The following is a 22,778-nucleotide window of genomic DNA, read 5'->3' as shown; positions in this document are numbered from 1 at the left end:
CGACGATGCGACGCTACGCGCTTGAGGGAGTGCACGTATTGGACTTCTCCTGGGTCGGAGTCGGCCCGATCACGACCAAGTATCTGGCCGACAACGGCGCCGACGTTGTCCGGGTCGAGTCGCTGGCGCGCCCCGACGTCCTGCGGCTGGCGCCGCCATGGAAGGACGCCCAGCCGGGCATCGATCGCAGCCAGTTCTTCGCCAGCTACAACACCTCCAAACGCAGCATCACGCTGGATCTGAGCAAGCCCAAGGCGCGCGAGCTGGTGCTGCGGCTGCTGCCGTGGGCCGACATCGTGGCCGAGAGCTTCACTCCCAAGGCGCTGCGCAAGTGGGAGCTCGACTACGAGCATCTCTCCCGTCTCAAGCCTGACGTGATCATGCTTTCGACCTGTATGCAGGGGCAGACCGGGCCCAACGCGCTGTACCCCGGGTACGGGCAGCTGATGGCGGCGCTCAGCGGCTTCTATCACATCTCCGGCTATGCGCCGGGCGAGCCGCCGTGCCCGCCCTACGGCGCGTATACCGATTTCATCGCGCCCCGCCTGGCCGCCTGCGCTCTGCTCGCCGCGCTTGACTATCGGCGGCGCACGGGCCGCGGTCAGTACCTCGACATGGCGCAATACGAGGCCGCGCTGCACAATCTCGCGCCCGCACTGGTCGATTACTTCGCAAGCGGACGCGTGCTGGGTCCGCAAGGCAATCGCTCCGAGCGCTATGCGCCCCATGGCGCCTACCGATGCGCCGACGAAGACGGCCAAGAGCGCTGGATCGCGATTGCGGTGGACGGCGACGAGCAATGGGGCGCAATGGTCGCGGCGCTCGGCGCTCCGCCGCCGGACGAGCGTTTCGCCACCGCCGCGCGCCGGATCGAAAACCGCGCCGCGCTCGACGAACTGGTCGGCAAGCTGGTGCGCGAGTGCGAAGTCCGCGCGCTCACCGCGAAGCTCCAGGGCGCGGGTATAGCCGCCTACCCGGTGCAGAACTGCGTGGACATCCACAACGACGAGAACCTCGACGCCTTCGGCTTCTGGCACTGGCTCGACCATCCAGTGATGGGGCCGTCGCCCTACGAGGGCCTCCAGCATCGGCTGAGCCGCACGCCCGGCGAGTTGCGCAGCCCGGCGCCCACGCTCGGGCAGCATAATGACGAGGTGCTGGGCGGTATGATGGGACTCAGCACGGCCGAAATCGCGCAACTCAAGGAAGAGCGGGTGATTTTCTGAGCGCTGCCTGGGTGCCCCGCCAAACGGAATCGATTTGCGCTACGAACTGACGATCGCGCTGCGCTATCTGCGCGCCCGGCGCAAGGACGCCTTCATTTCGGTGACCACGCTCTTCACCGCGGTCGGCGTGATGATCGGCGTCGCCGCCCTGATCGTGATGCTGGCGGTGATGAGCGGGTTCGAGGCGAACCTGCGCCAACGCCTGCTGAGCCTCAGCCCCCAGGTCCAGGTCCAGAGCTTCACTGGCGCGATCGCCGACTACGGATCGGTGCAGGCTCGGATCGGCGGCGTCGCCGGCGTCGCGGGTTCCGACCCTTTTATCGTGGGCCAGGGAATGATCAGCTCGGCCCGCGGGATCTCGGGCGTCGTGGTGCGCGGCGTCGAGCCGGATAACCCCGTGGTTCTGAGCGAGCTCGGACGCTACGTCGCGCCGGCGGCGATCAAAGAGATCGCGGCTGGCTTCACTCCAGCCGAGGACGCGCCGCCGAACGGAGCCGCCGCAGGCAAATCTTCACGAGCGCGGAGCGGAGGACCGCCGGGAGCCGCCGCTGCGGGGCCAGCGCAACCGCCTGCGGCTGGGGGGGATGCCACCGAGGCCAGCCGGCCAGGCACCGTCGGCGGGCTGCTCGTAGGGTCAGCTCTGGCCGCCAAACTCAAGGTCAAGGCCGGAGATCCGGTGCGGCTGGTGGCGCCGATCATCTCGGGCTCCAACGGTGAGCTGAGCACGCGCAGCGGCGAATTCCGGGTCGCGGGAGTGTTCGAATCCGGCGTCCAGTTTATCGATTCCGAGGTGATCTTCATGGGACTCGGGGCGGCGCAGAACTTCTTCGGGCGGCCCCAACGCGCCGACGGAATCGAAGTCAAGCTGCGCAATCTCGACGCGACGCTTGAGGTCACGGCTGAGCTGCGCCGCACTCTTGGGCGCGACTTCCGGGTGACCAATTGGATGGAATACGACCAGGCGGCGTCGGCCGGGTTCGCGATGCTCAAGCGGGTCTATGCGCTGGTTCTGCTGCTGCTGATCGGAGTGGCGGCATTCAACCTGGTTGCGACGCTGATCATGGTGGTGATGGAGAAGCGGCGCGATATCGCAGTGTTGGTCGCGATGGGGGCGACGCCAACCGAGGTGCGGCGGATCTTCCAGCTCAAAGGGCTTGTCGTAGGTGGAGCGGGCACGGCGGCCGGGCTGGTCGTCGGTGCGGCGACCTGCTTTGCCCTCGCCCGCTACCAGTTCATCCACATCCCGGCGCGCATCTACGGCATTTCGACCCTGCCGATCGACGCCCAGCCGCTGAGCTTCGTGGCGGTGGCGCTGGCTTCGTTGGTGCTGTGCTTCGTGGCGACGATCTATCCCGCGCGCCAGGCCGCGCGTGAGACGCCGGTCGAGGTCTTCCGCTCCTAAGGGCGGGTGGGCGCGGAGATGACACTCTGCCGCCCTCAGCCTGAAACGAGCGGCCGCTGCTTCACCGCCTGCGGTTACGGGCGGCGCTTAGGGAAGAAAGAACTACTGATTGGCGCGGTCGGTATCGCTGGCGTTGGAAGGCTTCGTCACCATCTTCGGCTTGCGAATCACGAGCGTTTCGTGACCGCGCACCCGAATCGTGCGCGCAGACTCGGACTGCGAGCTGCTGGGCGCGACGGATTCGTTGCGTCGAGGCCGTGCGGTGGTTCGCCGCCGTCGCCAGTTGCTCAGCTCTTCGGAGAGCTTGTTGGCTAGCGAGTCGTTGTTCTGGTCAGCGTCCATGCCGGTGCCGTTCTCCTTGTCGATGCCGCGTGGCGTATCCTGCGGACTCATTTGAGATGTCTTCTTATTCCTCCCCCACCGGGCCGGGCCGGTGTTAAAAATCCCATGTGGCGAGTGCCTACAGCGGAGCGGTCCTCAGGTCCGCGCCAGTCGCGACATTCGCAGCCGCTCCGCCCAATCTCTAAATTGTTATCCAGTTCTGACCCGATAGCGGCTCGGATGCGACGTGCTCCGGCTTTGCTGCGATAGTTCGGGCCGCTGTTGGGATTCTTCGAGGTTCCTGTGAGGCCTGTCCATGTTTCCGCGCACCCGGGAGGGTGCGGGATTCCCGCAGTCTAGGCGAAGAGACTTTGCAGACGCAGGGCCAGCCCCATATCCCCGGAAATCTTCAGCTTTCCGGTCATGAACGCCATCTGGCCGTTCAGCTTGCCGTTGATCATGTCGAGGTAGTCCTTGGCCGCCATCGAGATGGTGATGTTGGGCGAGGCCGCCTTGCCGTCCTTCACCTCGCAGGTCTGATCCTTGATGATGACCTGCCATTGGCCACCGCCGTCGCCAGAGAGGTCGAACTGGTAGATTGCGTTCATGCCCTTAGCCGCGTCCTTTTTGAACCGCGACGGCATGGCATCGAACGCTTCTTTGCACGAAGACGGGGCGTCAGCCATTTGTGAGCGGGACCTCCTGGCGGGGAAACCGATAGGTTCTTGCGACCCAGTCTAAACGTGGAGCTAAAACGTTGTCAATACTTGGCGCGGTCTAAGACGCCAACCGGCGCCCGATTAGGCAGGCCTCTTCGTCTGTAGGAAGCCTGTCCGGTCCACCCGCGCCTAAAAGCCAAATACGCGGCCGGGCGCCACACGAATCAGGTTGCTGCGGACTTTGACTGCCGCCGCGCCCTCGGCGATTGTCACCGCGCGCTGGCGGTCGAGGTCGGTTGGCACCTCGCCGTCCAGGTAGGCATCGCGCCCGATGACCTTGACTTTGACCCCGCTCAGCCCCGCGTTGGCGAGACCCTGTGTGATACGCAATTCGTCCGCGGCCCACTGCGCCTTGTCGGTGGTGAGCTGATCGATAACGTCGGTCACACCGCTGACTCCGCGCACGGTACGCTCGGCCAGCCGCTTGCCGTTGTCGTCAAAGACCTTGCCGTACAGCGTAACGACGCCGCCGGTAGTGTAGGCCTTGACCCGTCCCAGCTTGCGATTGGAGCGCAGCGCCGATTGCACCCGCTCGAGCAACGGCGGCTGGCGCGGCGGCACGGCGGCCAGCCGCCGCGGACGGTGCCGGACCTTGGGCTTCGACTCGGGCGCAACCGCGGGCGCGAGCGGCGGCACCGCCGCTTCCATCGCGGGCGTCGGCGCCGTGGCGGGCGCGGCCGGCGCCGGCGCAAAGGCGTATTCGGGAGTCTCGGCGGGAGTCAGCGCGGCCACCTTGGTCGCCAGACTCGTATCGATAGCCGCGGCTTGCGCGGGATCGCGCGCGAAAATCATCGGATAGTCTGCGCTCACCTCGCCGCCGTTGAACGGCGCGAACTTCCATCCCATCATCGACTTGACCACTGCCGCATCCAGTTCCGGGTTCGGTGCGGTTGAGGTGCGCACCGCGGCGCCGGTTACCTCGCCGCTGGGCGCCACTGTCAGGCGCACCATCATACCGTCATCGACCGCCGCGCCGCCCGCCAGCACCGTCCGGTAGTTGTCGAGCAGCGCGCTCTTATTGTCCTCGAAAACCTTGCGCGCAACGTCGGTGCTGCGCTCGGGCGCCGAGGCCGAGGCACCCACCGTTTGCAGCGATACGCTCTTCGCCAACTCGACCACTGGCGAAGCAGCGGCAGGCGCCGCACTCGGAACGGGCGTGGCCGAAACCAGCTTCGACGGCTCGGTCGCGGGATGCGAGCTCAGCCTGAGCGCAAGCCAAGCACCGGCAGCGAGCGCCGCCAGCGCGGCGATCGTGTAGCCGATTATGCTCAGGAGCGGCCGTCCCCCCTCCTCTTCCTCTTCTTCAGGCTCTGGTGGAGTAAAGTCGCGCGAGGTGAATTTCTCCTGGGCGGGGACGAAAGTCTCGGGGCTGCGCCGCGCCGCCCCACCTGCGGAACGCCGGGCGCTTGCGGAGGACGCTGGTCCGCCGGGGGCCACCCCGCCAGCCGAGGGGCCGGCGTCCGGCACCAGGCGAGCGCCGCAGAAGTTGCAGACCAGCTCACCCGGCTGGGCCTTGCCGCCGCAGACTGGGCATTCGATTGCGCCCTCGCTCTCGTCGATCGGCGTGGCGCTCTGGGCGGTTTGCGCGGCGGCGCCGGAAACCAGCGCGGTGCCGTCAAGCTCGCAAAATGCTTCGCTATCGGGATAGGTCCTGGCACATCGCGGACAGGTCTTCATGACTCAACGCGGCCTCCCGCCGCATCCCCCGGTGCCGTTTGATGGTAATGATACCCGTGCGTAAGGGGGTGCAAAATGCCGCGCGCGGCGGCGGCTGACCACGCCATCTTAAACGCGCGACATTACCTGCTCGTGGAACTGCTCCATCGCGCGCACGGCGCGCTCCGGCTCGCGCCCGACCGGGGTTATCAGCCGCGCGACGCCCATCTCGGCGAAGGTCTGCACCTGCGCTACCGTCAGCGGCCCGCCCAAGCGCGGGCTGAGCGTGATTTCCAACGGGCTGGTGCGGTTCTGCGCGCGCTCATGGCCGCGCAAACGCGCGATGAGGTCGCGGGTGTCGGCGATGTTCTCCGCGATCCCATACCATCCGTCGGCCACCTGGGCGGCGCGGCGCAGCGAGGGCTCAGTATGGCCGCCAAAGATCACCGGCGGGCGTGGCTGCTGAATCGGCTTGGGCATAAACTTGCACCCCGCGACGCGGACCGTGCGCCCCTCGAAGACCGGGTCGTTGCGGGTCCACAGCTCGCGCATCAGGGCAAGGTACTCGCGCGTGCGCCGCGCGCGGTCGCCGAAGGTCATCCCGACTGTGTCGAATTCCTCCTCCAGCCATCCGATCCCCACTCCGAAGATGAACCGGCCGCCGGAGAGCACGTCGAGGCTGGCAACCGCCTTGGCGGTCGCGAACGGATTTCGCAGCGGCACCACGAACACGCCGGTGGCGAGCCTGATCCGGCTGGTCACCGCCGCCGCGTAGGCTAGCGCCAGAAACGGGTCGTGCAAGGGCGTGTCGGGCGGCGCCGGCATCCGGCCGTCGGCCGAGTACGGGTACGGTGAACGGTACTCGACCGGCAGTACCAGATGCTCGGGAATCCAGAGTGATTCGAATCCGAGCTCTTCGGCGCGGCGCGCGACACGGGCGATATCAGGTCCGGCGATCTGATAGAGAAACGTCGCGAACTTCACGAGCGCACCTTTCCGGCGCCCGGCCAAGCCGGCGCCCGCGTGAGATCACGGCGCGTCAACGCAGCATCCCTCGCCCCACTGCCCGCCGGCGCACCCCGCGGCGCGAGTCAGTTGACGGGCTGATCTTCGAGCCGGAAACCGATCTTGAGTGTGACCTGGAATTCGGGATCGCACTGCTTGTTGACCGCGCCGCGGATGTTCTGGACCTCGAACCAGTCGATGTTGCGCAGGGTCTGGCCCGCCTTCTTGAGCGCGTTGCGCACGGCCTGATGGATGCTCTGGTCGGAGACGCCGACCACGTCGACGACCTTATAGGTCTTGTTGGGCATTGGATTTACTCCTCCCGGCGTTGGCGACGCATCCGGTTATGGCAAACCCCACCGCCTCGCTACTCCGCGTCCGCGCCCATCGCGGCCGGCCCCTACAGCCGGTTACGACAGCGCTTGCGAAAACGATACCGCGAACGCCGAGGCATCGTCCACTGTTCGCAGATCGAGCAGGAAGGCGCCGTCCGTGATTCTGCCGATGACGGGTGGGCGCGCGCTGCGGAAGACCGCCGCGATCGCCTCAGGCGAGAGCGCCGGATGCGTCACGCGGATCGCGCGCGAGTCGATCTGCTCGGTCGGCAGCGCCCCGGAGCCGATCTGTGAAACGCTCGGCACCGTCTCGAGCCGGAATTGCGGGCCGAGCCGCTCGGCGAGCACCTCGCGCGCGCGGAGCGCCATCGTCTCCAGCTCGCCCACCGTGCGCGTGAGGTAGCGCAAGGTGGGAAGCGCTGCGGCGAGGTCACCCGTGCGCCGATGCAGCCTAAGCGTTGCCTCGAGCGCCGCCAGGATCAGCTTGTCGCAGCGCAGAGCGCGCTTGAGCGGGTTGGCGCGCAGCCGCTCGACCAATTCGCGCCGTCCCACCGCCAGCCCCGCCTGCGGCCCACCGAGCAGCTTGTCGCCCGAGAATGTCACCAGCGACGCGCCCGCCGCGATTCGCTCGCCGACGATCGGCTCGCGCGCCAGCCCGTAGCGGCTCAGATCGACAAGCGCGCCCGCGCCGAGGTCTTCGACCACGTCGATTCCGTGGCGGCGCCCGATCTCGACCAGTTCCTTAAGCCCAACCTCGGAGGCAAAGCCGACCACGCGATAGTTGGAAGGATGAACCTTGAGCAGGAGCGCGGTGTTGGGGCCGATCGCGCGCTCGTAGTCGGCCGGATGGGTGCGATTGGTGGTGCCGACCTCGCGCAGGATCGCGCCGCTGCGCTCCATCACCTCGGGCAGCCGGAACGAACCGCCGATCTCGATCAGCTCGCCGCGCGAAACCACGACCTCGCGCCCGGCGGCGAGCGAATTGAGCGCAAGCAGGACCGCGGCGGCGTTGTTGTTGACCACCGTCGCCGCCTCTGCGCCCGTCAGCCTTATCAGTTCGTCCTCGACCAGCGTGTCGCGCTCGCCGCGACCGCCACCAGCGAGGTCGAATTCGAGATTCACAGGAGAGGCTGCGGCGGCGGCGAGCGCCTCGATCGCAGGCTCGGCGAGCAACGCACGCCCGAGGTTGGTATGGAGGACGACGCCGGTGGCGTTGACCACCGCGCGCAGATTCGGCTGGTCGGCGGCGATCGCGGCGTGCGCGCGTCGCACGACGTCGACAATAAGCTCGTCGCGGGCAGGAGCAGATGATGTATGCGCGCCGGTGGCAATAGCGGCGCGCAACTCGTCCTGCGCTCGACGCACAGCGAGTTTGAGGTATTCGCGGCCGAATCCGGCAAACTCCGGCGCCGCTTCGCACGCGCGTAGGCATTCGTCCACCGTGGGCATCGCGCGCAGCAGCTCCGCGCGCGACTGAGACGCAACGGAGGCGTGGCCCGCCTTAGCCCTCCGGAGCTGTTTTTTCGCCTGGCCCGCAGCCATCTTGCGCCCTCTCACGCTCTCCGCCGTGGATCGGTCATTATAACCGCAGCCCGCCGTCCGCGCGTATCCGCCGATAACCCTCGCACCGCGCTCAATCGGCGGCCGCGTGCGCCTCGTCGCTGACTGTGGCCTGAGCTCTGGCGATAACGTCGAGGCGGCTGGCGACGATAATTCCGCAGGCAAGCGTCGCCAGCGCCGAGAGCGCCACCGCGATTTGCGGGCTTGCCAGCTCGCCCACATAGCCGACCTCAAGGCTGCCAATCGGGGCGAGTCCGATGAACGACAGCGTGTACATGCTCATCACACGCCCGCGCAACTCGTCGGAGACGAAGAGCTGGAGCATCGTGTTGCTGGTCGCCGTATGGTTGATAAGGCCCGCGCCGATCACCATCTGCGCCACCATCGAGAGCCAGATCCAGGGCGAGAACCCGAAAGCCAGGATCCCCGCCGCGGCGCCGAACAGCCCCACGACCAGGTTCTGCCTCAACGCCCGCGGGCTGCGGCGCGAGGCCAGCACCAGGGCGCCGACGAGCGCGCCGATCCCCTGCGCGGCGAGCAGGAAACCGTAGGTCCTCGCCGCCCCGTGGAGCACGTCGCGCGCGAAAACCGGCATCAGCACCGAGTACTGCATCCCGAAGCCCGCGTTGATCGCGACCAGCAAGAGCAGGTAGAAGCTCGCGCGATGGCGCCGGACGAAGACCAGCCCCTCGCGCAGGCGAACGAGCATCGCTCCGCCAATCGGAGCCGCCTCGCGCGCCACCAGGTCCATCTCCCACAGGCTCCAGATGACGGCGAGGTAGCTGACGCCGTTGAGGAAGAAGCATCCGGCGGTGCCGACCATGCCGATCAGCACGCCCGCGATCGCCGGACCGACCACACGCGCGCCATTGAAGATCATCGAGTTGAGCGCAATCGCGTTGGGCAAATCCTCGCGCCCGACCATCTCGACCACGAAGGCCTGGCGCCCCGGCATGTCGAAGGCGGTCACCAGGCCGTTGAACGCCGCCAGCAGTGCAACGTGCTCGACCCGTACCACGCCTGCCCAGGTCAACGCGGCGAGCGCAAAAGCGCTCAGCATCAGAAGTGCCTGAGTGGCGATGATGAGCCGGCGGCGATCGACATGATCCACCACCACGCCGGCAAACAGCGTCACCGCCAGCACTGGCAGGTAGCCCGCAAAGCTCACCACCCCGAGCATCAGGGACGAGTTGGTCAGCTTGAGCACCAGCCAGCCCTGCGCCACCGACTGCATCCAGGTGCCGATGAGCGAGGTGAACTGGCCGCCGAAGAAGAGCCGGAAGTTGCGATGGCGCAGGGCGCGGAAGGCGCCTCGCCGGCCGCCGGCGGAGGCTGGCGGCGCTGCCGATGCGGGGGCAGCTTCGGGGGTCTCGGAGGAGGTCTCGATCGGCACGCTCCCGCGGTGAATGGGGCTCAGTGTGCCAAAGTCGGGCGCGCCTTGCGACCGGCGTAACCGGGATTCACGCGTGGCCACGCGGTAGTGTAAGATTCGAGGGGTTGGATCGTGCGGCACGTCTCTCCTCAGACAGCCGGCACGCTCCTGGGTGACGTAAATGTTCGGCGAAATCGTCCTCCGCGAGAAAACCGAGGCGCCCTTCATATCGATTGAGGAAGCGCTCGAAGAGATCCGGCGCGGCCGGATGGTCATCCTGATGGATGACGAGCAGCGCGAGAACGAGGGCGATCTCTGCATGGCGGCCGAGAAGGCCAGCACCGAGGCGATCAACTTCATGGCCAAGTACGGGCGCGGGTTGATCTGCCTGCCGATGGCGCCCGAGAGGATCGACCGCCTGGGGCTGAGCATGATGGTCGGCGACAATCAGGCCCCGCTGGGTACCGCGTTCACCGTCCCGATTACCGCGCGGCGCGCCGGCGGCTCAGGCATCTCCGCCCACGACCGCGCGACGACCATCCTCCAGGCCGTGCGCGAGGACGCCACCGGCGCCGAGTTCATCACCCCCGGCTACGTCTATCCGCTGCGCGCGCGCGAGGGCGGCGTGTTGGTGCGCACCGGGCAGACCGAGGGCGCGGTGGATCTGGCGCGGCTGGCGGGGCTCAAGCCGGCCGGTGTGATCTGCGAGATTCTCAAGGACGACGGCACAATGGCGCGGCGCGACGACCTCGTCGATTTCGCCCGCATCCACGGGCTCAAGATCGTCACCGTCGCCGACATTATCGAGTACCGTCTGCGCAACGAGACCATGATCCAGCGCATCGCCGAGGCCCGTCTGCCGACCTCCTTCGGCGAGTTCCGCGCCATCGTCTATCGCAACCTGGTCGATTCCACCGAGCATCTGGTGCTCGTGATGGGCAGGATTGACGCCGAGCACCCGGTGCGCGTGCGCGCCCATCGCGAGTATCTCCCGGGCGACGTCTTCGGCTATACGGAGCGTAACACGCGCAGCCTGTTGCAGGCCGCGATGGAACGCATCGCCGAGGTCGGCGAAGGCGTCATCCTCTACCTCAAGCGCGAGTCCGACGCGATCGCTACCGACATCAACGGCAACGGCGCGACCGCCCGCCGCGCGCCCTGGGCGCAGCGCGCGAGCACCCATCTAAGCCCACCCGAGGCCGACTTTCGCGACTACGGCATCGGCGCCCAGATTTTGCGCGACGTCGGCGTGCGCAAGATGGTCCTGCTCTCCGACCAGGCGCCGCGGCTGGCCAATCTGCCCGGCTACGGATTGGAAATCGTCGGCAACGAGCCGCTCTCCAAAGGCGAGCCGGTGCCGGGAGGCTGAATCCCGGCCCGGCGCCGCGCGGAACCGGCTGCTCCGATGCGGAATTATCTGCGATGATGGAACGTTACGGCCCGCCGTCGCGCGTCGTACGCGCGCTCTTTGCGGCAATCGGCGCGTGGGCGCCCGCCGCATTCGCCCTCGCCGTCATCGTCGCGTTCGGCGCGCCGGCGCGGGTTCGCGCACAGGCGCTCCCCAAGCCGTCGGAAATCGCCAGGATCGATGGGCTCAAGCTCGCCGCGCCGCTCAAGCCGGGCGGCATCAGCAAGCTGGTGGTTGACGCCGAGATTCTCTCCGGATGGCACATCAACTCGAACCATCCGAACTCGCCCGACTTTATCCCGACCAAACTTGCGGTGAATCCGCCGCCCGGGCTCAAGACCGGCGCTGTGAAGTATCCGCCGGCCGACCAGATCGCGCCCGCGTTTTCCGGCGGCGAAAAGCTTTCGGTGTTCACCGGGCCGATCGAATTCGAGGTCCCACTGATGGCGGCGCCCGGCTTCAAGCCGGCGGCCGACGCCGCGATCGCCGTCACGCTCGACTACCAGCCCTGCAACGACAATATCTGTCTTCCTCCCGCGCAGATCAGGGCGAGCGCACCGCTCTCCTCGCTCCAGCCCTCGGCTGACGCGGGAGAGTCGCGCGACGCCGCGGGCGCAGCGGCCTACGCTCCCGTGGCGTCGGCCGCCGCATACGAGGCGCATCCTGCGCACCTGGCACTCACCGCGTTGGACTCATCCGCCGATTCCCCGGCCGACACTGCCGACGATAGCGGCGGTGTGGGCGGCGGATGGAACCTTGCGGACATTTTCGCGCAGCACGGGATGCTGCTCGGCCTGCTGGCGGTGTTCCTTGGCGGGCTCGCGCTCAACCTGACGCCGTGCGTCTATCCGCTGATCGGCGTGACGCTGGCCTACTTCGCCAACCAGGGCGGCGGGCCGCGCCGAATCGCGATTCTCGCCGTGACCTACGTGCTGGGGATCGCGCTGACGTTCTCCGCCGCTGGAGTCGCGGTCGCACTCTCGGGCGGCCTGTTCGGCGCGGCACTTCAAAATCCGTGGGTGCTCGCGATTATCGCGGCGGTTCTGTTGGCGCTGGCGGGTTCCAGCTTCGGGCTGTATTCGCTTCAGCCGCCGCAGTGGATGATGCAGCGGGCGGGGGCGGCACGCCCGGGTTATCTCGGCGCGCTCGCGATGGGGCTCGGGATGGGCGTCGTCGCGGCACCGTGCATCGGGCCGATTGTGCTCGGGCTGCTCCTGATGGTCGAGCGCAGCGCCGACCCGCTCTTCGGCTTCACGCTCTTCTTCACGCTGGCACTCGGACTTGGATTGCCTTACGTCGCCCTCGCGCTGGCCGCCGGCCATATCCGCGCGCTTCCGCGATCGGGGGAATGGCTGGCGTGGATCGAGCAGTTCTTCGGCTTCGTGCTGCTCGGGCTCGCGCTCTATTTCCTCGACCCGCTGCTGGGCGGATGGGCGATACGGCTGATGCCGTACTATGCGGCTGGGGCAGGGATCTTTCTCGGCTTCGTTACGCCGGTGGGGCGCGGATGGCGTCCATTCCTGGTCTTTCGCAGTGCGTTGGGGGCGGCTGCGCTGGGCGCGCTCGCCTATCTGCTGTTGTTCCCGGCCGCCAAACCCGCCGCGCAGCTTTCCTTTGCCCCTTACGACGCGAAGGCGGTGGCCCAGGCGCGCGCCGACAAGAAACCGGTGGTGATCGACTTCAGCGCGACCTGGTGCATCCCATGCCGCGAGATGCAGCGCACGACCTTCCGCGACCCTGCGGTGATCCGCGAGGCCGAACATTTCGTCCGTCTCCAGGCGGATCTCACCCAGACCGACCTCCGCAGCAAACAGCTCAGCAGCATGTACGAGATCCACGGCGTGCCGACGACCGTGTTCATTGACAAGCACGGGCGGATTCTCAAACGCGAGGTCGGCTATGTCGACGCCCGCCAGTTTCTGAGCGATCTGCGCGAAATCGACGAGATTGACGGGCTGCCCGAGGTCCGCAATACGACCATTCCCGCCGCGGAGTCGGCTTCACTTTAGAGCGGGGCTTTTGTATTTTGCCTCAGGCCCGGAGGCGGCCAGGAGCGGGAGCAGGATGCGGCGCAGGCTTTGGCCTGCGGCGCCGGCGCGCGCGCCAGCCGACCGGAATCCGGAGATCCTCCGCCAGGAGTTTTTGACCGTCATGGCACAGAACAACGAACAATTCGTCCGCGAACTGTTCAAGCTGGTCCACGAGCGCCGCTCCTTCGGGCGCCATCCGCTGTGGAAGAAGATCGAGGCCGGCCAGGTCCCGCGAGACAAGATGAAGATCTTCGCGCAGCAGTTCTTCCTCCAGGTGCGCGAGTTCCCGCGCGCGATCAGCGCCCTGCACTCGCGATGCTACGACTCGCAGGAGCGGCTCAAGCTCGCCGAAAGCCTCTACGAGGAGGAGACCGGGCTGATTTCAGGCAGCGCGCCCCATCCGGAACTTTTCATCCGGCTCGGGACGGGCTTCGGGCTCAAGCGCGAGGAGATGACCCAGGCCCAGCCGCTGCCGGGCACCGAGGCCCTGATCGACTGGTTCGAGCTTTCGACCAAGGACCGCTCGTTCGCCGAGGGAATCGGCGCGATCAACGTGGCCGCCGAGGGTCAGGTGCCGGGCAACTTCGGCTCGTTCGCGCGGGCACTGGAGAAGCACTACGGGCTGAACACCGAGCAGGTCGCCTTCTTCGACATCCATGAGATTGCAGACCGCGACCATAGCGACGTCGGCGACAATATCCTGAGCCATCTGCCGCTGAGCGACCACGACAGGGCCAAGGTGCAGGCGGCCGCCTCGCGCTCGCTCGATCTGTGGTGGAACTTCTTCGACGACATCCAGCGCGCCTGCGAGGCCTGACGCCGCCCGGCGGGGACGCTACGGGCGCAGCGCGCGCATCGTGCGCCGGATCGCCGCCTCGCGCGTTTCGTTGACTGGATTGGTGAACACTACCGCGGTGCCCACGCCGGGCGCGCACAACTCGGCCAGCCGCTCGCGCACGCGCGCCCCGGGGCCGACCAGCAGGGTCGCGTCAATCATCGCGTCGCTCACCGCGGCGAGCGCCTTGGCGGCGTCGCCGCGCGCCGCGCGAATCCCCTGGATCTCGCGCGCGAACCCTGCCTTGGCCATCATGTTGCCGTAAAATCGCAGCGCCCCGTAGCGCGACAGCAGCGTGCGCGCGGGCCGGCGCGCCGCTTCGAGGTCGTCGGAGATGAACGCGGTGGCGAACAGCACCGGCTCGACCGCCTCGGGGCTGCGCCCGGCGACGCGCGCGCCCTCGGCGATTTCGGCCATCGCCTCGTGCACGCGGGCGGGCGGGAAGAAGTTGAAGATCACGCCGTCGGCGATCTCGCCCGCCATCTTCACCATCGGGCGCGAGACGCCGGCGAGATAGATCGGCAGCCTGCCGCTTATCCGCGGGCCGGTGGCGCCGCCGTCGAGCAGTTTGCGCAGCGTCGCCACCGTCTCGCGCATCTTCAGCATCGGCGTCCCCATCTCGATCCCTAGGCGCGAGTTGCTCTCGCCGTGGCCGGTGCCCAACCCGAGGATGAAGCGGCCGCCAGTGAAGTGATGGACGGTGGCGGCCTCGTTGGCGAGGAGCACCGGATGGCGCAGGTAGATGTTGGTGATCGCGGTGCCCAGCGTAATCCGCCGCGTCTGCATCCCGAGCGCGAGCGAGCATGCGAGCGAGTCGTTGTTGGCCTCGGTCATGAAGACGCCGGAAAAGCCGAGGTCTTCGGCCTCTTTGGTCCACTCGACGATCTTGTCAAGGGGGCTGTCGGGCATGATCGAGAAGGCAAGTGCGGTCTTCGCCATCGCGGACGATTCCTTTCGCTGCGGGAAGCGCGTTCATTCGATAGCCTGAAGCGTCTGCGCGGCGCAACCCGCGCCGGCCTTGAGTAGTGGGTCAGTTCAAAAACCTCAAACTGACTCACTACCCGGCCGCGAGGGCTAATTGATCGGCGATCCTCATTTTGTTAGTTAAAGATATGGCGCTCTGCTGCACAGCAGCTCCCATACAAACGGCGACAAGCCCGCGGATCTCCGCGGGCTTTTTGTCATGAGGAGACTTTCCGATGCCCTACCAGGAGCTTCGTGAAGGACTGACCTTCGACGACGTGCTCTTGCTTCCGCAGGCCTCCGACCTGCTGCCCTCCAGCTGCGACGTCGCCACGATGCTGACGCCCAACATCCGCCTGCGCATCCCCCTGGTGTCGAGCCCGATGGACACCGTGACCGAGTCGCGCACGGCGATCGCGATCGCCCAGATGGGCGGGCTTGGCTTCATCCATCGCAACCTCCCGCTTGAGCGCCAGGCCGCCGAAGTCGCCGCGGTAAAGAAGTATGAAAGCGGAATGATCGTTGATCCCGTCACCGTCCATCCCGAGCAGAAGATCGCCGACGCGCTATCGATAATGGAGCGCCACGGTATTTCCGGACTGCCCGTGGTCACCGACGGCCGCCTGGTCGGCATCCTGACCAACCGCGATCTGCGCTTCGAACGACGGCTGGACAAGGCTGTGCGCGAGGTGATGACCACGCGCGTGATCACCGCCCATCCGGGCATCAGCCTCGAAGAGGCCAAGGAGATCCTCCAGGCCCACCGGATCGAAAAGCTGCCGCTGGTTGACGAGCGCGGACGCCTCAGCGGCCTCATCACCGTCAAAGACATGGACAAGGCGACCCGCCATCCGTACTCCAGCAAGGACAAGATGGGCCGCTTGCGCGTGGGCGCGGCGATCGGCGTCGGTCCCGAGCGCGCCGAACGCGCCGCCGCACTGGTGCGCGCCGGGGTCGACGTGCTCTGCATCGACACCGCCCACGGCCATTCGCGCAACGTGATCGAGGCGCTCCAGGCGACCAAGCGCGAATTCCCCGAGGTCGAGGTGATGGCGGGCAATGTCGCCACTACCGAAGGTGCCAAGGCGCTCATCGACGCCGGCGCCGACGCGCTGCGGGTCGGGATGGGACCCGGATCGATCTGCACCACGCGAGTTGTTTCGGGCGTCGGCGTCCCGCAGATCACGGCGATCATGGACTGCGTGGCGGTCGCCGAGCCGCGCGGCGTGCCGGTGACCGCCGATGGCGGAATTCGCTTCTCCGGCGACATCGTCAAGGCGCTGGCCGCCGGCGCCTCCAACGTGATGATCGGTTCGCTGTTCGCCGGGACTGAGGAAAGCCCGGGCGAGACGATTCTCTACCAGGGGCGGACCTACAAGCTGTACCGCGGGATGGGCTCGCTGGGCGCGATGAGCGAACGGGTGCGCGACCGCTACGGCCAGAGCGAGGTCCACGAGAGCAAGCTGGTGCCGGAAGGGATCGAGGGGCGGGTGCCGCATCGCGGCTCGCTCGCCTCCAACATCGAGCAGCTCGTCGGTGGCGTGCAGGCCGGGATGGGCTACATCGGGGCCGCCAACCTTGTCGAGCTGCGCCGGCGCGCGCGCTTCATCCGGGTCAGCGACGCCGGTCAGCGCGAGAGCCACGTCCACGACGTCTTCATCACCAAGGAAGCCCCCAACTACCGGCAGTAAACCAGCCAGCCGTCGCCATCGGAAGAGCCAAGGCGCGCGGCGGCGCATCGCCGCCGGCGCGGCCGCGCCCGCTCGATAGCGCTGCGGCGGCGTGGCAGAATCGAGGCTTGCACTGGCTGATAGCGCGGTTTCGCGGGGTGGCGTGGCGCGGATGAGCGAGAAACGAAGACTCACAGTGGGCGTGCTGTTCGGCGGACGGTCGAGCGAGCACGAGGTTTCGCTGCGCTCGGCGCTGACTGTGATGTCGGCGATCGATCCGGCGCGCTACGAGGTCGTGCCGATCGGAATCGGGCGCGATGGCCGCTGGTATCTGCGCGACGACGCGATGCGGATGCTCTCCGAGGCGGCGCCGCGGCTGGAGGCGTTGGGCGCGGGCGGCGTCGAGGTCAGCCTGCTGCCACATCCGGCCGGCCGCACCTTGGTCGAGACGATGCACAACCGCGCCCATGGCAGGGCGAGTGCCGCCCGTCGCACTCCGACGCCGGCGCGCGGCGCGCGGCACGCGCTCCCGGGCCCGCTCGACGTCGTCTTCCCGGTGCTGCACGGCACCTACGGCGAGGACGGTACGGTGCAGGGGCTCCTGGAGCTGGCGGGAATTCCCTACGTCGGTGCGGGCGTGCTGGGCTCGGCAATCGGGATGGACAAGGACGTGCAGAAGCGGCTATTGCGCGAGGCCGGCATTCCGGTGGTCCGCTACGCGGCGCTCGAGCGCGCGGACTGGCGCGACGATCCGGCCGGCGCCGCTCACCTGGCGCGCTCGCTTGGCTATCCGGTCTTTGTCAAGCCTAACGCGCTCGGCTCCTCGGTCGGGATCAGCAAGGTCAAGCGGGAAAGCGACCTCGACCGCGCGCTGCGCGACGCCTTCGGCTACGACCGCAAGGTGCTGATCGAAGCCGCCTGCGAGGGGCGCGAGCTGGAATGCGCGGTGCTCGGCAATGATCGTCCCGAGGCGTCGATCCCGGGCGAGATCGTCGTCAAGGGGCGCCACGAGTTCTACAGCTATGAGTCGAAGTACGTCGACCCCGAAGGCGCCGAAATAAAAATCCCGGCCGACGTGCCCCCCGCGCAAAGCGAGCACCTGCGCAAGCTTGCGGTCGCCGCCTTTCGCGCGCTCGGCCTGCGCGGGATGGCGCGGGTGGATTTTCTCGCCCGTCCCTCCCTGAGCGAAATCTTCGTCAACGAGGTCAATACCATCCCCGGCTTCACCGCGATCAGCATGTATCCCAAGTTGTGGGAGGCGACCGGGCTGCCGCTGCCCCAGCTAATCGAGCGCCTGCTCGAGCTGGCACTGGAGGAGCATCGCGAGCGCGCCGAACTCAAGATAACTTACGAGCCCAGGGAAGGCTGAATCGTCACCGCGAGCGATGAAACCACTGCTGATCGCGACTACCAATCGCGCCAAGCTCGACGAGTATCGCATCCTGCTCCACGGCTTCGGCCTCGCGCCACTCTCCCTGCACGACGCCGGCGTCGACGACCATACGCCCGAAGAGACCGGCGCGACCTTCGCCGACAACGCGCGGCTCAAGGCACGGTTTTACTTCGCGCGCGCCAACTTACCGACGCTCGCCGACGATGGCGGGCTCGAAGTTGACGCGCTCGGCGGCGAGCCGGGCGTGCGGTCGCATCGATGGCTCACCGAGGCGGCCGCCGCCGCGCACGGCGGCAGCCTCGACCTCGCGCTGGCCGAAGAGGTGATTCGGCGGATGGCGGGAGTCGCGCGCGAACGGCGCACTGCCCGCCTGCGGGCGGCCGCGGTGCTCGTCTATCACGAGCACGGGCAGATCCACGAGCGCGTCAGCGAGGCCGCGATCGAGGGAGTCATCGCGGAGCGCGTGCTGACGCCGGTGCGTACGGGCTTTCCCTATCGCTCCGTGCTGGTCCTGCCGGATCGCCGATGCTACCTGGGCGAGCTGCCCGAGGAGGAGGCCGCACGGCTCAGCCAGCGTCGCACCGCACTCGAAGCCCTGCGCGCCGATCTCGAGCGGATCGCGGGAATGCGCTGAGGCCCGGCGCGCCCAACGATTTGGAAGTGCGATTGCGGTAAGCGGATGAGCCGGCGGCACAAGGGCAAGGTCGTCGTTCTGCATCTGGCCGCCCGCTATCCGTTCGCGGGCGTGATCTGGCAGCTGCTCCATCACCTGGTCGGCTTCCAGCGCCTCGGACTGGAGGTCTACTACGTCGAGGATCACGGGGCGTGGGTGTACAACCCGGCCGCCGGCACGGTCGCGCCCGATCCGGCGCCGAATCTCAAGCTTCTGACCGGCGTGCTTGGGCGCTTCGGCTTCGCCGATCGCTGGTCGTTCCTCGATGCCGAGCGGGGCGAGTACCTCGGGATGGGCCGCGAGCGAACCCATCGGCTGCTCGCCGAAGCCGACGCGGTGATCAACCTGTGCGCGGCGACCGAGCCGCGCGAGGAGCATCTGCGCGCGCGATGCATGGTGTATCTTGAAACCGATCCCGGTGTCTTTCAGGCGCGCTACGCGGCCGGCGACCCGAAGATGGTGAGCCTGGCCCGGGCGCATCGCCTGTTCTTCACCTACGCCAGTAATATCGGGCAGCCCGACTGCGTGCTGCCGACCGGCGGGCTTGTATGGCATCCGACCCGCCCGCCTGTGCTGCTGGACCAATGGCCCGTGCAGCCGACGCCGGCCCGGTCTGCCCCCTTCACCACGGTCGGAACCTGGCGCAACAGAGGCAACGACATAGAAATAAGCGGACGCATCTACTACTGGTCCAAGCACCTCAACTTTGCAAAAATGCTCGACGTTCCGCGGCGCGCCGGACAGGCCGTCGAACTGGCGACCGACCTCTCTTCGGGCCCTGACTACGAGCGGGCGCTGGCGGGCGGCTTCAGCTTCCGGCCGGTGGTTCCGATGTCGCTCGACCTCGACGCCTATCGCGCCTACATCAGCGGCTCGCGCGGCGAATTCACGCCGGCCAAGGACCTCTACGTCAGTACTCGCTCGGGATGGTTCAGCGATCGCACGGTGTGCTATCTGGCCGCTGGGCGCCCCGCTGCCACTCAGTTCACCGGCTTCGAAAAATTCATCCCGGCCGGCACCGGGTTGCTCGGCTTCGACGACGCCGCCTCGGCGGCCGACGCGCTGCGCGTGATCAACGCCGACTATCCGCGCCATGCGCGGGCGGCGCGCGAGCTTGCGTGCGAGTATTTCGACGCCGCGCGCCTGCTCGACGAAATCGCCACGCTCTGCGGGCTCTAGCCGATGAGCCGTACCACGGAGCTCCAGTTCCTTCTCGGACTCGACCGCCTCAGCCCCGAGGTCCGGTTTATCGTCCAGGCGCTGGTGGCAGTGATCGTGCTGCTCTACGCAGTGGCGCTGCGCCGTCGGCGCGGGCACCTGCACGCCTGGCCGGTGGCGGTGGTCGGCGTGGCGCTGATTATCGACCTGCTGACGCCGGCGCTCGGGCTCAGCCGCCTGAGCTACGTGGTCGACACCTCGGCCCTATTGATCTTCATGTGCGGGCTCATCCGGATCGCGCTCGAACTCGCCGACGCCGCAACCCATCGCGGGCGCGAGCACTTCTCCACCATCTTCCGCGACCTGCTGACGCTGGCGCTGTGGGCGTTCGTCGTGATGGTGGTGCTGCGAACGTTCTTCAAGATCGACGTAACCGCGCTGCTCGCCATCCCCGCCGTCATCACCGTGGTGATCGGATGGGCGCTCCAGGAAACCCTGGGCAACATCTTCAGCGGCCTGACGCTTCAGATTTCGCAGCCGTTCCAGCCCGGCGACTGGGTGCGCTCGGCCGACAAGGTCGGGCGCGTGCAGGGCGTGGGCTGGCGGGCGACGACGATTCTGACCCGCGCCAACGAGCGGGTCGATATTCCCAATGCCCAGCTGGCCAAGGACGTGCTTTTCAATTACGCCAGCCACGCCGTCGCCGACGAGATTTCGCTCGGCATCAGCTACGACGAGCCGCCCAACCGCGTGCGCGAGGTAATCCTCGGTGTCCTGCGCGACATCCCCGACATCTTGCGCCATCCGAGCCCCGAGATCTTCGCCTGGGAGTATGGCGACTCGGCCATCCGCTACCGCGTCAAGTACTGGCTTGCCGACTACGGACTGACCGAGCAGGTCCACGACCGCGTGATCTCGAGCCTGTGGTACGCGCTGCGCCGCAACGGGATCGAGATTCCATTTCCAATTCGCACCCTCAAGCTCAGCCGCGAGCACCGGATGGCCGAGTCCGAGGTGCAGCGCGAGCTTATCGCCGAGCTGCGCGGCGTGGACTTCCTGCGCGCGCTAAACGAGGACGAGATGCGCATCCTAAGCGCGTCGGCGCGCGTGCGCCACTTTGGCGCCGGCGAGCTGCTGGTGCGTGAGGGCGAGCTCGGCGACACGCTCTACGTCATGCGCCGCGGCGTGGTTGACGTGAGCGCGAGCGGCGCCGACGGCCGCCCGGTCCATCTCAACGAGCTGCGCCGCCCGGCGTTTTTCGGCGAGATGGGCCTGATGACGGGCGAGCCGCGCAACGCGACCATCCGCGCGCGCACCGACGTCGAGGTCATCGAGATGCCGCGCGAGGGCTTCATCGAGCTGTTCAAGACCCATCCCGAGGCTGCCGCCCAGATGAGCGAGATAATCGCCGCGCGGATGAGCCAGCGGCGCGAGCTGCTCGACGCCGGGCAGACCGTGGACGGCGGCACCCGCGGCCGCTCGCGCTGGCTCCTCGACAAGATGCGCGCAATATTCGATATCTAGGCCAGGGCGCGCGGCCGCGCGGGCCACCGCCACCGCACGCGCCTCCAAACCCACAGCCGAGGGAGAGTCCGCGATGGTCAAAGCGATCTATTTCATCAAGCGCAAGCCCGGGATGACTCTCGAGGCCTTCGGCGAGTATTGGCGCACCCGCCATGCCGACGCCGTGCGCAAGGTGGCGGGGCTGCGCCGCTACGTCCAGTGCCACACCATCCCCTCGGGCTACCGCAAGGGCGAACCGATCTACGACGGCGTGGCTGAGCTGTGGTACGACGACGTTGACGCCATGCGCCGCATCGCCAACAGCCCGGAAAGCCGCGCCGCGCTCGAGGACGACGCCGCCTTCCTCGACATGTCCATGATGGATTTCATCCTGGCCGAAGAGGTGCTTCAAAAGGACGCGCCAGCGGCGCCCACGATGATGCATCTGGTGGAGTTTATCCGGCGCAAACCCGGGATGGACGTCGCGGCGTTCCAGCGCTACTGGCGCGAGGTCCACGGCCCACTCGGCGCGAGGATCCCGCAGATGCGGCGTTACGTGCAGAACCACGTCCGTGCCGGCGCCTACCGCGGCGGCCGCCAGCCGATCTACGACGGCGTCGCCGAGGTCTGGTTCGACTCGACTGATGCCATGCGCCAGTCGGCGAAGACCGAGGAGTACCGCGCGGTGCGCGCCGACGAGCCCAACTTCATCGACACCACCCACCCCTTCCCGTTCATCATCACGCGCGACTTCGTGATGCTGTAAGCGGCGGCGGGGCGGGCCTTCGCGCCCGCGCCTAGGACTTCGCGGCGCTCTCGTTTTTGAGCATCGCGAAGAAGTCCTCGATCCGATGGTAATTGACGGCGAAGTCGCCCTTGCCGTCGCGCGAGCGCGAGCGCATCTCGACCACGCTGCCGGCGCCGTCGGCGGCGGGCCGCACCTGGATCACGAAATCGTCGCAGAAGCGGAACAGGTCGGAGCGCTGGATGCCCTCGATGGTGCGCGTGCCCGGATCAACCCATACGATCTCCCATCCGGGCATCGTATGCGCCGCGGCGTTGACCTTGGCGAAGGCTTGGGCCGGCTTGTCGTCGAGATGCAACGGCTCGAGCTTGCCGTAGCCGGCGATCTGCTGCGGCGCAAAGTAGTCGCGCCTGTACTTCATCGCTTCCGGGGACATCCCGGGCGGTTTGACGAACTCGGGCGGATTGTCGAAGTCGGTGGTGATGTCGTTGATGAGCGGCGCGTGCATCGACATCCAGCTACGAATGATGAGAATCAGCGGGACGGCGACCACTAGGCCCAGGATCGTGCCGGCCAGCGCGATCGGACGCCCCGCCCGGCGCGGCTCGGCGCCGGTGCGCGCGATTCCCAAAAGCCCGATCAGGAAGGCAAGCGCCGCCAGCGGCACGCTCAGCAGGAAGAGCTGGAAGCCCAGCATCGGTGCAACCAGGTAGAAGTGCGCGCCACCGATGCCGACTGCCAGCAGGATCACCGCCAATATCGCGTCGAGCAACGAAAGCCAGGCTGGGATCATTTATCGTCTCT

General features: G+C 67.4%; 20 protein-coding genes. 11 read left to right on the top strand and 9 right to left on the bottom strand.

The genetic code is table 11. The features are described 5' to 3' along the window. Positions 1-5: 5 nt before the first annotated feature. Together VFB33_06410 and VFB33_06405 are read left to right on the top strand one after the other, a co-directional pair. Complete coding sequence (locus VFB33_06410) at positions 6-1,226, top strand: CoA transferase (GenBank protein HZO81311.1); 1,221 nt, start codon at positions 6-8, stop codon at positions 1,224-1,226. 34 nt (positions 1,227-1,260) lie between these two features. Next, a complete protein-coding gene (locus tag VFB33_06405; protein ID HZO81310.1) occupies positions 1,261-2,628 on the top strand; it encodes an ABC transporter permease in 1,368 nt (455 codons plus the stop codon). Between the two features lie 102 nt (positions 2,629-2,730). Here VFB33_06405 and VFB33_06400 read toward each other — a convergent pair whose 3' ends face one another. The 7 genes from VFB33_06400 to VFB33_06370 all read right to left on the bottom strand — a co-directional run bounded on the left by VFB33_06400 (position 2,731) and on the right by VFB33_06370 (position 9,617). Then, the gene (locus VFB33_06400; GenBank protein ID HZO81309.1) at positions 2,731-3,021 is read right to left on the bottom strand and encodes a hypothetical protein; all 291 of its coding nucleotides are present in this window, start codon (positions 3,019-3,021) and stop codon (positions 2,731-2,733) included. A 284-nt stretch (positions 3,022-3,305) separates the two neighbouring features. After that, positions 3,306-3,635, bottom strand: a complete 330-nt coding sequence (locus VFB33_06395) for an SCP2 sterol-binding domain-containing protein (protein HZO81308.1) — start codon at positions 3,633-3,635, stop codon at positions 3,306-3,308. A gap of 162 nt (positions 3,636-3,797) precedes the next feature. Next, the gene (locus VFB33_06390) at positions 3,798-5,345 is read right to left on the bottom strand and encodes a TonB family protein (GenBank protein ID HZO81307.1); all 1,548 of its coding nucleotides are present in this window, start codon (positions 5,343-5,345) and stop codon (positions 3,798-3,800) included. Between the two features lie 108 nt (positions 5,346-5,453). Next, a complete protein-coding gene (locus VFB33_06385) occupies positions 5,454-6,308 on the bottom strand; it encodes an LLM class F420-dependent oxidoreductase (protein HZO81306.1) in 855 nt (284 codons plus the stop codon). 107 nt (positions 6,309-6,415) lie between these two features. After that, positions 6,416-6,637 carry a dodecin gene (locus tag VFB33_06380; protein ID HZO81305.1) on the bottom strand — a complete coding sequence of 74 codons (222 nt, stop codon included), beginning with the start codon at positions 6,635-6,637 and terminating at the stop codon, positions 6,416-6,418. A 102-nt stretch (positions 6,638-6,739) separates the two neighbouring features. Then, positions 6,740-8,113, bottom strand: coding sequence for an L-seryl-tRNA(Sec) selenium transferase (gene selA / locus VFB33_06375; protein ID HZO81304.1), 1,374 nt, complete (start codon positions 8,111-8,113; stop codon positions 6,740-6,742). 184 nt (positions 8,114-8,297) lie between these two features. Further along, positions 8,298-9,617, bottom strand: a complete 1,320-nt coding sequence (locus tag VFB33_06370) for an MFS transporter (protein ID HZO81303.1) — start codon at positions 9,615-9,617, stop codon at positions 8,298-8,300. A gap of 160 nt (positions 9,618-9,777) precedes the next feature. Here VFB33_06370 and ribB point away from each other — a divergent pair, with 160 nt between their 5' ends. From ribB to VFB33_06355, 3 genes are all read left to right on the top strand, one after another. Beyond that, positions 9,778-10,965 (top strand): 3,4-dihydroxy-2-butanone-4-phosphate synthase, encoded by a 1,188-nt coding sequence (gene ribB, locus VFB33_06365; GenBank protein ID HZO81302.1) that lies wholly within the window; start codon positions 9,778-9,780, stop codon positions 10,963-10,965. A gap of 56 nt (positions 10,966-11,021) precedes the next feature. Further along, on the top strand, positions 11,022-13,013 hold the full coding sequence (locus VFB33_06360) for a cytochrome c biogenesis protein CcdA (protein ID HZO81301.1): 1,992 nt from the start codon (positions 11,022-11,024) through the stop codon (positions 13,011-13,013). A gap of 142 nt (positions 13,014-13,155) precedes the next feature. Beyond that, entirely contained in the window at positions 13,156-13,851 is a 696-nt protein-coding gene (locus VFB33_06355; protein HZO81300.1) for an iron-containing redox enzyme family protein, read from the top strand. A gap of 18 nt (positions 13,852-13,869) precedes the next feature. Here the strand turns inward: VFB33_06355 and VFB33_06350 are convergent, their stop codons facing one another. After that, the gene (locus VFB33_06350) at positions 13,870-14,808 is read right to left on the bottom strand and encodes an LLM class flavin-dependent oxidoreductase (GenBank protein ID HZO81299.1); all 939 of its coding nucleotides are present in this window, start codon (positions 14,806-14,808) and stop codon (positions 13,870-13,872) included. Positions 14,809-15,068: 260 nt separating this feature from the next. Between VFB33_06350 and guaB the strand changes: the two genes are divergently transcribed. The 6 genes from guaB (at position 15,069) to VFB33_06320 (ending at position 21,995) form a co-directional block, all read left to right on the top strand. After that, the gene (guaB, locus tag VFB33_06345) at positions 15,069-16,523 is read left to right on the top strand and encodes an IMP dehydrogenase (GenBank protein HZO81298.1); all 1,455 of its coding nucleotides are present in this window, start codon (positions 15,069-15,071) and stop codon (positions 16,521-16,523) included. Between the two features lie 151 nt (positions 16,524-16,674). Beyond that, positions 16,675-17,871 (top strand): D-alanine--D-alanine ligase family protein, encoded by a 1,197-nt coding sequence (locus VFB33_06340; protein ID HZO81297.1) that lies wholly within the window; start codon positions 16,675-16,677, stop codon positions 17,869-17,871. 16 nt (positions 17,872-17,887) lie between these two features. Continuing rightward, the gene (locus VFB33_06335) at positions 17,888-18,529 is read left to right on the top strand and encodes a non-canonical purine NTP pyrophosphatase (protein HZO81296.1); all 642 of its coding nucleotides are present in this window, start codon (positions 17,888-17,890) and stop codon (positions 18,527-18,529) included. A 45-nt stretch (positions 18,530-18,574) separates the two neighbouring features. After that, positions 18,575-19,747: a hypothetical protein gene (locus VFB33_06330; protein ID HZO81295.1), complete on the top strand. Its 1,173-nt coding sequence runs from the start codon at positions 18,575-18,577 to the stop codon at positions 19,745-19,747. A 3-nt stretch (positions 19,748-19,750) separates the two neighbouring features. Further along, positions 19,751-21,250, top strand: a complete 1,500-nt coding sequence (locus VFB33_06325; GenBank protein HZO81294.1) for a mechanosensitive ion channel family protein — start codon at positions 19,751-19,753, stop codon at positions 21,248-21,250. A 73-nt stretch (positions 21,251-21,323) separates the two neighbouring features. Beyond that, a complete protein-coding gene (locus VFB33_06320; protein ID HZO81293.1) occupies positions 21,324-21,995 on the top strand; it encodes an EthD domain-containing protein in 672 nt (223 codons plus the stop codon). Positions 21,996-22,026: 31 nt separating this feature from the next. Here the strand turns inward: VFB33_06320 and VFB33_06315 are convergent, their stop codons facing one another. After that, the gene (locus VFB33_06315; protein ID HZO81292.1) at positions 22,027-22,767 is read right to left on the bottom strand and encodes a DUF1499 domain-containing protein; all 741 of its coding nucleotides are present in this window, start codon (positions 22,765-22,767) and stop codon (positions 22,027-22,029) included. Between the last annotated feature and the right edge of the window lie 11 nt (positions 22,768-22,778).

The organism is Candidatus Binataceae bacterium, assembly GCA_035650475.1.
GTDB lineage: Bacteria > Desulfobacterota > Binatia > Binatales > Binataceae > JAKAVN01.
This window is presented reverse-complemented; position numbering and strand designations above follow the sequence as displayed.